At 44.9% G+C, this 13,171-nt stretch carries 12 protein-coding genes; 3 read left to right on the forward strand and 9 right to left on the reverse strand.

Going from position 1 to position 13,171, the window contains the following annotated elements:
• Window positions 1-96: 96 nt before the first annotated feature.
• The 5 genes from GLV98_RS09390 to GLV98_RS09410 form a co-directional block, all read right to left on the reverse strand.
• Window positions 97-1,257, reverse strand: a complete 1,161-nt coding sequence (locus tag GLV98_RS09390) for an acetylornithine transaminase (protein WP_160914350.1) — start codon at window positions 1,255-1,257, stop codon at window positions 97-99.
• Complete coding sequence (argB, locus tag GLV98_RS09395; RefSeq protein WP_160914352.1) at window positions 1,254-2,063, reverse strand: acetylglutamate kinase; 810 nt, start codon at window positions 2,061-2,063, stop codon at window positions 1,254-1,256. Before argB ends, GLV98_RS09390 begins: the two co-directional genes overlap by 4 nt.
• Window positions 2,026-3,252 carry a bifunctional ornithine acetyltransferase/N-acetylglutamate synthase gene (gene argJ, locus GLV98_RS09400; RefSeq protein ID WP_237417077.1) on the reverse strand — a complete coding sequence of 409 codons (1,227 nt, stop codon included), beginning with the start codon at window positions 3,250-3,252 and terminating at the stop codon, window positions 2,026-2,028. Before argJ ends, argB begins: the two co-directional genes overlap by 38 nt.
• Before the next feature lie 20 nt (window positions 3,253-3,272).
• On the reverse strand, window positions 3,273-4,310 hold the full coding sequence (gene argC, locus GLV98_RS09405) for an N-acetyl-gamma-glutamyl-phosphate reductase (protein ID WP_160914356.1): 1,038 nt from the start codon (window positions 4,308-4,310) through the stop codon (window positions 3,273-3,275).
• An 872-nt stretch (window positions 4,311-5,182) separates the two neighbouring features.
• Window positions 5,183-6,490 carry a lysine N(6)-hydroxylase/L-ornithine N(5)-oxygenase family protein gene (locus GLV98_RS09410; protein WP_202409973.1) on the reverse strand — a complete coding sequence of 436 codons (1,308 nt, stop codon included), beginning with the start codon at window positions 6,488-6,490 and terminating at the stop codon, window positions 5,183-5,185.
• A gap of 198 nt (window positions 6,491-6,688) precedes the next feature.
• Here GLV98_RS09410 and GLV98_RS09415 point away from each other — a divergent pair, with 198 nt between their 5' ends.
• Window positions 6,689-7,150: a GNAT family N-acetyltransferase gene (locus GLV98_RS09415; protein ID WP_160914360.1), complete on the forward strand. Its 462-nt coding sequence runs from the start codon at window positions 6,689-6,691 to the stop codon at window positions 7,148-7,150.
• Between the two features lie 135 nt (window positions 7,151-7,285).
• On the opposite strand, the gene GLV98_RS09420 is transcribed toward GLV98_RS09415, so the two are convergent.
• A complete protein-coding gene (locus tag GLV98_RS09420) occupies window positions 7,286-7,474 on the reverse strand; it encodes a hypothetical protein (protein ID WP_160914362.1) in 189 nt (62 codons plus the stop codon).
• A 195-nt stretch (window positions 7,475-7,669) separates the two neighbouring features.
• Window positions 7,670-8,380 (reverse strand): GntR family transcriptional regulator, encoded by a 711-nt coding sequence (locus GLV98_RS09425; RefSeq protein WP_160914364.1) that lies wholly within the window; start codon window positions 8,378-8,380, stop codon window positions 7,670-7,672.
• 214 nt (window positions 8,381-8,594) lie between these two features.
• On the opposite strand from GLV98_RS09425, the gene GLV98_RS09430 reads away from it, so the two are divergent.
• Window positions 8,595-9,947, forward strand: a complete 1,353-nt coding sequence (locus tag GLV98_RS09430; RefSeq protein ID WP_160914366.1) for a 6-phospho-alpha-glucosidase — start codon at window positions 8,595-8,597, stop codon at window positions 9,945-9,947.
• A 78-nt stretch (window positions 9,948-10,025) separates the two neighbouring features.
• The gene (locus GLV98_RS09435) at window positions 10,026-11,582 is read left to right on the forward strand and encodes a PTS transporter subunit EIIC (RefSeq protein WP_160914368.1); all 1,557 of its coding nucleotides are present in this window, start codon (window positions 10,026-10,028) and stop codon (window positions 11,580-11,582) included.
• Window positions 11,583-11,786: 204 nt separating this feature from the next.
• On the opposite strand, the gene GLV98_RS09440 is transcribed toward GLV98_RS09435, so the two are convergent.
• Window positions 11,787-12,437, reverse strand: coding sequence for a LysE family transporter (locus GLV98_RS09440; protein ID WP_160914370.1), 651 nt, complete (start codon window positions 12,435-12,437; stop codon window positions 11,787-11,789).
• Window positions 12,438-12,502: 65 nt separating this feature from the next.
• Complete coding sequence (locus GLV98_RS09445; RefSeq protein ID WP_160914372.1) at window positions 12,503-12,958, reverse strand: hypothetical protein; 456 nt, start codon at window positions 12,956-12,958, stop codon at window positions 12,503-12,505.
• Window positions 12,959-13,171 lie beyond the last annotated feature (213 nt).

The following is a 13,171-nucleotide window of genomic DNA, read 5'->3' on the forward strand; positions in this document are numbered from 1 at the left end:
AATGAATATTTATTATATATTGCGTATTTTTATACATTTAACTTCTGGGAAAGACGGTGCTGAACACGAAGGTGCACATCACCGCCTATACATTTTTTATGCTTTTTGCAGACTGTCTTCATGCTGTTGGATCGCTTCGGTAATTAAAGCGACAGCTTGGTCCATCTCCTCATATTCCACAGTCAATGGAGGAAGCAGCCTCAAAACATTCGGGCCGGCGACCACAGCCAGGAGTCCTTTTTCCCTTAATGAGTGAACGATTTGGATCGCTTCACCGGATATAGAAATCCCCAGCATCAATCCTTCGCCGCGTACTTCTTTCACACTGTTAAAGCGCGCCAATGAATCTTTAAGTTTATCCTTGAATACCGACCCTTTCTCTGTAACAGATTCAAGGAAATCAGGAACGAAGATTTTCTCAAGCGTCGCTTTCACCGCCGTTGACGCTAACGGATTGCCACCGAACGTAGAACCATGAGATCCAGCGGTGAAGGAATCTTTTAATTCAGCTTTCCCTAACATAGCCCCGACAGGGAACCCACTCCCCAGTCCTTTGGCAGCTGTCACGATGTCAGGATCCAGTCCATGGTGTTGATAGGCAAAGGCTTTTCCTGTACGGCCGATTCCGGTTTGTACTTCATCAATGATCAAAAGAGCATCTAATTCCCGGCATTTATCTTCGACCGTTTTCAGAAACTCCTTGGTCCCCGGTACGACTCCACCCTCTCCCTGGATGACTTCGACCATAATCGCAGCCACGTGGCCGTCATGCACCTTCTCTATTTTTTCTACATCGTTATAAGGGAAGTATTCGAAAGTCGGAAGTAGGGAACCGAAGCCTTCATGAATCTTTTCCTGCCCGGTTGCACTCATCGTAGCAAAGGTCCGTCCGTGGAACGATTGCTTGAATGTAATAATTTTCTCTCTCCCCGTATGTTTACGGGCGAGCTTGATTGCCGCTTCATTCGCTTCTGCCCCACTGTTACAGAAAAAGACGTAATCGAGTCCAGACGCTTCACTCAATAAATTCGCCGCTTCTTCCTGAACGGGGATTTGGTACAGGTTTGATACATGCCAAACCTGGTTCAACTGTTCTTGTAACGCTTCCTGAACTTCTGGAGGTCGATGTCCGAGGTTACAGACAGCTATTCCGGAAACGAAATCTAAATAGTCTTTACCTTGATCATCGGTCACCGTTGTTCCCTGACCGGATACAATGGTTAACGGAAAACGATTATACGTAGGAAATAAACTCACTCAACGGGCTCCTTTCTTTTCGCTCGGATGGATGTGCCATTCAACATGTCACCTTCCATCAAAGGCTTTTTTCCACTTACTATCTTAACTTCTTCTAAATGGTCGGATAAGGCTTCCGTTGCAGAATGGACTTTCGGAATCATTCCACCATAGATGGTTCCTTGATCGATCATTCCTTCAATTTCTTCGGGGGTTGTGAGCGCAAGTATTTCATCTTCGACGAGTATGCCTGGGACATCCGTCACATACAGGAGTTTTTCAGCACCGACAGCTGTAGCAATAGCTCCTGCAGCCACGTCAGCGTTGATATTCACCGTCTGATGATCATCCGTTCTCCCAAAAGGGGCAACCACTGGAAGATAGCCTTCATTAAGAAGCTTTTGGAGGAGCGCTGGGTTCACATCTCTAACCTCTCCTACAAGTCCGAGATTTTCCTTGTCCAAGTAATCGGCTTGCAACAATGAGGCTTCAGATCCTTTGACTCCGACGGCTTTCATTCCCTTTTTCATCAGATGACCTGTGATCTTTCCATTCACAGAACCCCCAAGAACCATTTCTACAACCTCGAGCGTCTCCGGAGTCGTTTTTCGTAACCCGTCATAAAATTCACCTTCGATGTTCAGTTGATCCAGCAACCTCGTGATTGCAGGACCTCCACCATGAACAATGATCACTTGATAATGTTTCTGCAGGTCCTGAAAGCTGTTATAAAAATCATCGGTGAGTTGATCGAGCATACTTCCTCCGAGCTTTATGACAATAACAGGCTTAGGTTCTGTAACTTGCATTGATTTTGACGTAGTCATAAGTCAAGTCACACCCCCACGCCGTGCCTGCCCCATCTCCTTCACGAAGACGGATGGTTATTTTCACTTCTTCATTGTCCAAGTCTTCGGTTGCCTGTTCTTCAGAAAATGGACACGGGGTACCGTTACTGAATACCAGTTGATCTTCAATGTAAATATCACACTGATTCGGATCCACTTCAGCCTCACTATGGCCGATTGCGCCGACAATCCTCCCCCAGTTGGCATCCAACCCATAAACAGCAGTCTTCACCAGGCTCGAACCGACCACTTTCTTACCGATGATTCGCGCTTCCTCGTTTGTGCGCGCCCCGGTGACCACTACTTCAATCAGCTTTGTGGCCCCTTCTCCATCTTTGGCGATTTGTTTGGCAAGATCTTCACAAACGAGCTGAAGAGCGGTCTGAAAAGCTTCCCAATCCGCGTGTTCTTCTGTCAATGGTTCATGATCTATTTCACCATTGGCAAGCGTCAGCACCATATCATTCGTTGAAGTCTCTCCATCAACCGTAATCTGGTTGAAGGATTTATCGATAGAAGAACTTAGCGCGCGTTTTAAATCACTGGACTCAATGGTTGCATCCGTCGTGATAAAACCAAGCATTGTCGCCATATTCGGGTGAATCATTCCCGATCCTTTGGCTGCTCCACCGATGGATACGGTCTTTCCTCCCACCTGCACCTGATAACACGCATGTTTTTGACAAGTGTCTGTCGTAAGAATCGCTTGCTGAAAATCTTTATACCCTGTCCCAGAAGGCTCCACATTCTCACAGCCATGGGCGATCTTTTCCATCGGAAGCTGCTGCCCGATTACACCCGTTGAGGCTACGGCTACATATTCATCTGGAATATCAAACCTTTTTGCAATCATGCGGCGCATCTCATAAGCATTGGCCAGGCCTTCTTCCCCTGTACATGCATTTGCAACTGCACTATTGATGACGACACTTTGAATTTTCCCTTGTTCCGCAATGCTTTCCTGCGTCACTTTGAGAGGCGGGGCCTGGAAATGGCTTTGAGTGTATACAGCCGCTGCAGAAGCCGGTCGCTCACTCATAAGAAGAGCGAAGTCTTTTTTTCGGTATCTTAATCCGCTATGAATCCCTCCTGCTTTGTAGCCTTTCGGCGTAAGAATGGATCCATCCGCTATCTTTTCGATTGTTTGGGTGTTCTTCGCTTGTATCAAACCATCTCTCCCTCTCTTCATTAAGGATAAACAGGTAGTGGTGCAAGCCCTGTTCTTTCATCATATTGGAATACAAGATTCATATTTTGGACCGCCTGACTGGCCGCCCCTTTCATTAAATTATCAATCACACTTACAATGGTGACCCGCTTCGTGCGGGGATCAATCGTAAGGCCGATATCACAATAGTTAGATCCGTACACATCTTTCGTGCATGGAAACCCGCCCGATTCCCGGACCCTGACGAAAGGTTGTGACTCATAGTAGCTCATAAACTTCTGCCGCAAGTCCTCTTCACTCATCTCTTCTTTTAACTGAAGATAAATGGTCGCCATAATCCCTCTTGTCATCGGAACGAGGTGCGTGGAAAAGGTGACGGGCTCTGTTTGGTCGTCCCAAATGGATAATTGTTGTTCAATCTCCGGGATGTGTTGGTGTTGATTCACTTTATAGATTTGAAAATTTTCCTGGGCATGAGCAAAATGGGTGATTGGGTTTGGATTTTTCCCAGCCCCCGACACCCCTGACTTCGCGTCAATCACGATCGAGTCAGGCTTCACCAATCCTTCTTTGACTACTGGTCCCAAACCAAGTAATGTCGCGGTCGGATAGCACCCTGGATTGGCAATAACGTCTGCCTTCTCTATTCGCTCCTGATTCCACTCCGGAAGTCCATAGACTGCATTCTCCAGCGTCTCATTGGGAGCTGCTTCTTTTTTGTACCACTGTTCATAAGAACCAGACTCTTTCATTCTTAAGTCACCAGAAAGATCAATGACCTTTGCATGGCCACTCTGCAGTTGTGGTGTCAATTTACTTGAAACCCCGGACGGAGTCGCAAGGAAAATGACATCCAGATCTTCCTTCATCTTCTCCGGTTCTAAATCATGTAACACATAAGATTCTCCCCCTTGAAATTGAGGGTAAATGCCTTCAAATTTCTCCCCAGCTTGGGAAGATGAAAATAAGGTTATGGCTTTAACTTGTGGATGATTTGTTAATAGACGGAGCAATTCGATTCCGCCGTAACCGGTCGCACCTACGATCCCTGCTTTCACTCTAAATCCACCTCTATGTATATTTATTATTTACTCTGTATATTTACAATATTATTAACCCTTAGAGACCAGATGTCAATAGATTCCCATTACAATTTGCTAGTTTTACAGATTCTTAATGGAAACACTGCATAATCTCAACAGTTCCTAACGAAAGCGGATTTTGAAACGAAAAAAAGGATCACCATTTATACACATGTGGATAAGTGGTGATCCCTTCTCACAATCTATGCTTTTATTCACATATGCACAATTTTATACACATTATCAACAGTACCCCCTCCTCTATTACCTCCCATATAAGCTCCCTATTCTTAAAGACTCCGTTTCGAGATGTTTGTTGAGTGGATGGGGGCTGCGGGGAATCGCTCGCTTTCCGCGGGAGCGCGGTGAGCCTCCTCGGACTGCGTCCTGTGGGGTCTCACCATGCACCTTTTTCCCGCAGGAGTCTCGCCATTCCCCTCCGCCCCTTTGCCACATAAGTTTCTCGAAACCACTTCCGGAATAAGAAGCAATATTCGCTATTCTTGATAAAAAAGATTGCTATAGAGGGCATTATTACTATAGATCAGGAATTGTGAAAGACACTCATACTCGGTAAAGGGGGCGTTTCACCCATACATCGAAAGGGGTGGTAGGGAAGCTGCGAGACTCCCGTGGGAGAAGGAGATAGGCGAGATCCCTTAGTGCTTCAGCCCGCCCGAGGAAGCTTGGCTCTCCCCCACAGGAAAGCGAGTTGCTTCCGTGCCACCCCTGACGCTCAACTCAGCAACGAACCCCGAACAATTCGTAATCAAGTCTTCTACAATCCTCCAGATTCTTTAATAAATCATGCAAAAACACCCCAGCCGTGATGGCTGGGGTGTTGATGCTTAGACGGTGAAAGACTGGAAAATGTTTTTTTCGTTCATTGGGAAGACTTCGCGTCCCACAAGTTGGTTGATAATGACTTTATTCCGATGGATGGACAGTCCAAGGTTGGTGGAACCTACACCGTGGGTATGGGAAATCCCACTATGAACATAAATTTCGTTCGTTGTCTCTTCCGTGGTGACAAGCCGATAATCTGCGGTCACCTTGTATCTTCCTTCTTCGTCCCATTCAAGGAAATCTTCTAAGTGGTGGACAAAGTCTGGAACAAAAGGCTTGTAACCGGTTGCTGCAATTACAAGATCCGTTTGATGAGTGAATGTCTCTTTTTTCTGATAGTGGTAACATTCGAGTTCATAACCACCATCGGATTTTGGACGAACATCCTTCACTTCACTCAACACCTGCAGTCCGACATTCAAATCTTCTCGTCCGACCGAATACTCGTAAAGGAGGTTGTAAATGTCATTGATTGTATGATTGCTGATTCCTTTATAGTACAATCCTTGATTCGCGAATATCTCATCTTTTTGCTTTTGTGGAAGCTGGTAAAAATAATTGACGTAGTCCGGTGAAAAGTGTTCAAGGCTCAGCTTGGATTCTTCCATCGACTCAAAACTCGCCGAGCGTGTAATCCAATCAAGACGGTAGCCACAATCGCGTTGTTCTTTCAGCAGTTCGCGGAAGGTCTCGGCAGCACTTTGGCCAGATCCGACAACCGTAATCGAGTCCGCTTTACGACAGCGGTCCTGGTTCGGAAGAAAGTCTGCTGTATGGAAAACGTCTTCGGAAGGGGCATCTCGGAAAGTGCGTGGCATGACCGGTACACTTCCCGTCCCCATTACTAAATTCTTCGTGCAATAAACCTCTGTTTCTCCACTTTCTACATTCGTCACTTCTACTTCGAAAAGCTCTTCATTATCCTTGTAATGCTTTATGTTCGTAACTCTTCTCCCGAATCGGCAACTGTCGAGCTGTCGAGCGACCCATTGGCAGTAGTCATTGTATTCTCTTCGCGGGATGTCAAGCCGCTGCAAAAAGTAAAACTGATACATCCGCTCATTTTTGCTGATATAGTTTAGAAAGCTGTATTTGTTCGTCGGGTCCGCCATCGTCACCAAATCAGCGATAAAAGGAACTTGCATTTTTGTCCCTTCGATCAACATACCTGGATGCCAGTCGAAAGCAGCATTCTGTTCAAAAAAGAGGGGTTCGACTTCGTCTATTTCATCCAGCAAAGCAGCCAGACTCAAATTGAAAGGCCCTACACCTACACCGATTAAATCATAGATCTTTTTTCGTTGTTCCATCATCGACGACTCCTTTATGTCACGTTCCTCAAATGTTTAGGGAAATAGTCTTTTTATAAAAAAATCACCCGGAGCCCTTACGCTCCATAGATGATATCTTTTCAGAAAAATTCACGATTTCTGAAAAGGATGTCCTGCTCTTATGTTATCATAACCACACCCTTACGATAATAGCCGAACATGAAGGAGGAGAATCTAATGGACCATATTCATTTAGTGGAAACGAACGACCGACGCCGTTTCATGGCAGACCTTCTGCTGGCTGATGAATCTGAAGCCATTATTGAAAGCTATATCGATGATGGTTTGTTCTATACCATTTACCTGGACGATGTACATATCGGTGTCTGTTTGTTCGTGTTCCCTGAAGAACACACGGTTGAAATTAAGAACATCGCCATACAAGAAGCCTACCAAGGACGAGGATTGGGGAAACGAGTGATCCTCGCTGCCTGTTCTCTGTTTCACAAGAAAGGGTACAAAGAAATGCTCGTTGGAACTTCTAATTCCAGTATTGAAAACTTAGCCTTTTATCAAAAATCTGGCTTCCGGTTTCATGAAATTCATCATGACTTTTTTCTGAAATACTCGGAGCCGTTTTATGAAAATGGGATAAGAGGAATGGACATGATTTATTTCAGCAGACCGCTAACCCCTTAATAGGGAACCAAAAGCAAAACATTTAGGGTTGTATTCAGCCTGGTTAATACTTGTAAGCTAAAAAAAGACTACCTTTCATGAAGTAGTCTTTTTTTAGCTTGTATTATTCTTTTCCTGTACCGGGTTTGCCTACATTTAAACCTTTGTTTTAAGAGCATTTAATATGATTTTTTTCAACTGTTGTGTCAACGACTGCAAATCTTCGACACTATATACATTGGTAAAGTATTGAATGACCAGCCCATCGACAATGGCTACCAGAATAGAAGCGGCTGTCGAATGATGGAGCATCGGATACCGTTGATCTTCATCCAACTCATCCAATTAATGGGTGATCCACCATCACATTCCTCTCCTACTTTTTAACAATGGGCTCCCCCTGCCAATTGATTAAACGTTAGGAAGCGTACCTTCAGAATCGTGAAAGGCTCCTTACCAGAAGGCTGTTTACCATTCAAACTTGATGAAACCAAAAAAGCACGGGAGATAAGTCCCCTGTGCTTTTCATAAAACAAATAATCAAGGTCTTGAAGCCCTGAGTGTGAACTTGTATTCATCACTCTTGAAATGATTCTCACTATATTCAAAGATCGTTCCATCACTAAAAACACTGTAAGATTGGATTTTAAGGATTGGCATGGATGTCTCGACAGTGAGTGCTTCTGCTATATCTGGTGATGGCAGTACTGGAATGACTTCCTGGAAACTGTCTTTAATCTTCATCCCCACTTCTTTTTCTATATAATCATATTTCGATCCAGTCATGATCCCGTAGGAGAGATTAGGAAACATGGAAACAGGCAAATACGTATCCTCCACCACATAGGGTACATCATCAACAAGCCTTTGACGGCGGACGTAAAAAACCTTTTCTCCATCGGCAAGTTTAAGCATTCGTTTCACTTGATCGTTGGCCTCTTTCAATTCAAAATGGAGGATTTTGTTTACGGGTTCTTTGTTTAAACTTCTCATTTCTTCTGTAAAACTCAACAGTTCAAAGATGTTATGTTCAATCTTCTGCTCTTTCACGTAGGTACCGCTCCCCTGTACCTTCTCGAGAAGCCCCTCCTCGACCAGACCTTTAATGGCCTGTCTAACCGTCACTCTAGATGCCTCGTACCTTTCGGATAGATGCATTTCTGTCGGAATCGCTTCTCCTTCTTTCCATATACCCGATTGGATTTCCTCTTTGATTTGTTGAGCAATTCTACGATACAAAGGTGCAGCCATTTTTTATTCCTCCCATTACTAATGACCTGTGTGATGCGGGGATATGGCGTCCCATCCCCACATTTCCAACCAAGCCAATACCTATCTCTACCAACATTATAACGAAATGTACGAAAAAATACGATACAAATGTTGACGCTTTCAATAATATGTATTATATTCATATTAAGTTAAAAATAAAACAAATATAATACCTTTATTGGAGGTCATAAATATGAAAAAACAAAACCTTGTCGTTGTCGGTGGCGGCAGCACGTACACGATCGGTATGATTATGAGTCTCGTAGCCGAAAAAGAACAGTTTCCTTTGAAAACGATTACCTTTTATGACACGAACGCAGAACGTCAGGAGAAAATTGCGAAAGCATCAGAAATCATCCTTCGTGAAAAGTATCCGGAACTGGAGAGCTTCCATTACACGACAGATAAAGAAGAAGCTTTGACAAATGCAGATTTCGTTTTCGTTCAAATCCGTACAGGTGGCCTTGCGATGCGCGAGCAGGATGAGCAAATCCCTCTAAACCACGGAGCTGTTGGTCAAGAAACATGTGGACCTGGTGGAATGGCTTATGGGTTACGTTCCATTGGAGATATGATTGACCTTGTCAATGATATCCGTCATTATTCTCCAGATGCTTGGATCTTAAACTACACAAACCCTGCAGCGATTGTTGCAGAAGCACTGCGCCGTGAGTTCCCGGAAGATAAAAAACTATTGAACATCTGCGATATGCCGGCAGCGATCATGGTCAGCTATGCAGGCATCCTTGGAAAAGACGTCTTCGACCTTGTCCCAGAATACTTCGGACTTAACCACTTCGGCTGGTTTACGAAGATCCTAGATAAAGATGGAAATGATCACACAGATACAATCAAACGTGCCATCACCGAAGATGGTTTTATTCCTGAAGATGCAGAGATTGCCAACGATCCTTCCTGGATCAAAACGTTCAAGCAGGTGGAGCAAATGGTCACAGACTTCCCTGAATACTTGCCGAACACGTACTTGCAATACTATCTCTACCCTTCTCAAATGGTAGAAAAAGAAGACGTGACGAATACTCGTGCCCGCCAAGTCATCAATGGCCGTGAAAAACGTGTACACACATTAGCAGATCAAATCATTGCAGATGATACTACCGAAAATGTCGAACTTGAAGTGGACATCCATGGACGTTACATGATTCGCGTCGCCGCATCAATGGCTTACAATAATGGTGACATTTTCATCGTCATGGTTGAAAACAATGGTACGATTGCCAACCTTCCAGATGATGCAATGGTTGAAGTTCCTGCGATGATTACAAGCCGTGGACCGAAGCCATTCGCCGTCGGAAACATTTCCACCTTCTATAAAGGGTTGATTGAAGGGCAGCTTGCCTATGAGAAGCTTGTCGTCGATGCGTATTATGAGAACAGTTACGAAAAAGCACTCCAGGCTTTGACGTTGAACCGAACGGTTGTAGACGCACCTCGTGCCCGCAAAATCTTGGATGACATGATTGAAGCAAACCAGGAGTACTGGCCTGAATTACACGCCAACAAGCAGCTTGTGACATCAAAATAACAAAAAGGAGCCCCGGCCCATTCCGGGGTCTCCCCTACATCAAATAAGAAAGCGTTTCCCCATAAAGGAGGATCAGAAGTGAAGAAATATTTTGGAAGCTTACAGAAGTTCGGAAAGTCACTGATGGTTCCCGTCGCGTTGCTCCCTGCTGCCGGTATTTTACTCGGGCTTGGAGCTGCCTTGACAGGACCACTCGCTGATACACTCACTTTTCTACAAAATGACATCATTCAACTGATTGGCAGCGGGATGTCTGATATCGGAATCAGCATCTTCAACAACCTTGCAGTCATCTTCGCCATCGGGGTTGCCATCGGCTTAACAGGTGGATCGGGTATTGCTGCTCTAGCAGCCCTGCTCGGTTACATCATTATGAACAAAACCATCTCCTTCGCCTTAGGGATCACCCCTGAAATGATCAGTGAAAGCGGAGAATATGGAATGGCACTCGGCATTCCCACCCTGGAAACAGGTGTCCTTGGCGGGATTGTCGTCGGACTATTAGCCGTTTGGATCTATAACAAATTCCATGAATTCGATCCTCCAGAAGTGCTCGGCTTTTTTGCCGGTGATCGTTCTGTTGGGATCGCCATGGTCTTCTCGTCCATTTTTCTTGCACTCGCTATGATGGTCGTATGGCCACCGATTCAAGGGGGCATCAACGCGGTTGCAAACGTCATTGCCAACGGTGCGACAAACCCGTTATACATCGGACTATACGGCTTCTTAGAACGTGCGTTAATTCCGACAGGTCTGCACCACATCTGGTATGCTCCGTTCCTATGGACATCCTTAGGCGGGACGGCAGAAGTAGCTGGCAGTGCCGTGTCCGGAGACCAATACATCTTCCTTGCACAAATTGCAGAAGGTGTCGAAGTTACAGCCGGCCGCTTCATGGCAGGTAAATTCCCTGTCATCATGTTCGGACTATTAGGAGCTGCCCTAGCGATGTACCGCCGCGCTGATAAGAAGAATCAGCCTGTCGTAAAAGGAATGCTTATTGCCGCAGCAGGTACAGCCTTTTTAACAGGAATCACAGAACCGATCGAATTCACATTCTTATTCGTCGCTCCACTGCTGTTCGTCTTCCACGCATTTCTTGCCGGTATTTCATTTGCCGTCATGTACATGCTTGATGTTCACCTTGGCTGGGCAGGCGGTTCCGGGTTGATCGACTTCATCCTCGTCAACGCTTTGCCTGGAACAGGAAACTGGTGGATGAACCTTGTCGCAGGTGCTGTATTCTTCGTCATCTATTATTTCTCTTTCTCCTTTGCCATCAAAAAGTGGGACCTCGCTACACCAGGTCGTGGAGGACAAGAGAACAAGCTCTACACCCGTAAAGATTTCAACGAGCAGAAGAAAGGCGGCAAAGGGAACCAAACGAAAGAAACGGCCGCTGCCATCATGGAAGCTCTTGGTGGAGAATCAAACTTGAAGCACGTCGACGCTTGCTTTACAAGATTACGCGTCGAAGTTTCTGAAGTAGGTCAGATTAATGAAGACCGCTTGAAAGAACTTGGAGCTGCAGGTGTCGTTAAAGTAGACCACAATATACAGGCCATCTTCGGAGGTCGCTCCGACCTGTACAAAAATGAAATCAACCGCATTATAAAAGAGTCGAACGCTTCTTAGGATGCGGTCTTTCATTAATATCCTCTAAGTTTTAACGTAGTCTTCAAGAATAGGGAGTTTATCTGAAAAAGATTAAAAACAAAAAAAAGGAGTTCCTGATGGATAGGAACTCCTTTTTTAGCGATGTCATTCGGTATATCGATTGAATGATCCTTATATCAATCAAAATTGTCATTGATCAACGGTTTATGGATCCCTCCTCTATTACAAAGCTAAACTATTAAAAAGGACACTTACACCGATCCATCCAAATTTGAGACCGTAATAGATAAGAACCAGGCTCGCTATCCCCTGGATCCACCTTAATAGGGAAGAGTTTACGAGGTACCTTCCGAAATGTACAAAAAATGCTAAATTCGCATTCCACAAACCAATTCCAAGGAAAACCATAGAACTGATGATAAACGAGCGAAACATGTTTTCTTCTTGTAAAGCCCCGCTTAAAACCGATCCATAAATGCTAATCCAAAACAATAGATTCATTGGGTTCGTCCCTGCAATGACCACACCTCTTATGTATGAGAGTAGAGCTTGCTTTTTACTGTGCCGTTCATAACCTTCCTCCACCCTCCATTCTTCTTTGGCACGCAAGCTCGTCCAACCTGCGTGGACCAAGACGACGCACCCAACGAGCATTAATATGACTTGCACCCATGTCCACGTCAAAAATACACCGGCTCCAAAGAACATAGCCGCCATCAGCAAAAAATCGGAAGACATTCCTCCAAGCCCTACACAAAATGCAGACCAAAACCCATAAGTAAGCCCCCGCCTCATGATTTCTATATTTATCGGTCCGACAGGTGCGGCAATGGATAAACCCAGTACAATAGAACTTACAACTAAGACAACCACACCCTCCCCCCTTTTTATAAAAAGATTGAAAAAAAAGGGACGATGAGCCCGTCCCTCATTTCTGGTTAATCAACCACGATGTAAGCAATCATCGGACCATCCGTAGCGATTTCGGAATGGGTGGTGCAGATCAAACGGTAAATGCCTTCCTTTTTGAATTGAAGATCTAAGACCGTCTCTTTCCCTTGCTCTACCATGCCTTTGACATCCGTACCTTCAATGTAGAAAGGGTGCTCTTTTCCATTCACGCCGTATATACTCAGTTTAAATGGTTCATCTTTTTCCACAAAGATCGTTCCCGGATCCCATCGGTAAGCTTCAATTTCTTTTCCATCCGCCGTTTCTGCTTTGAATTCCCCTGTAACTAGATTGATAACTCGAGGTTCACCATTCACAGGCTCTGTTGAGGTCGAGACGGCTCCTTTCCAGAAAAAACTTCCGATGTAGTAAGCAGCAAAAGCGATAATAATGGCACCTAATAGTAGACCAATTTTTCGTGCAGACAAAATCCACGCATCCACGCCATACCCCTCCTATCGTTTCGTTAGTTTATTTATATGCATAGGGGCACCGAAAACTTGTCTACTTTTTAAAGTAAAGCTCCCGATCGTGTAAGACTCAGTTTCGAGATGTTTGTTGAGTGTATGGGGGCTGCAGGGAATAGCTCGCTTCCCGACCACCCCTGACTCCCAATACGGCAAACGAACACAGGTTATCTCGAAACTGAGTCTTCC

It is taken from the genome of Halobacillus litoralis (assembly GCF_009856415.1).
Lineage (GTDB): Bacteria > Bacillota > Bacilli > Bacillales > Halobacillaceae > Halobacillus > Halobacillus litoralis_C.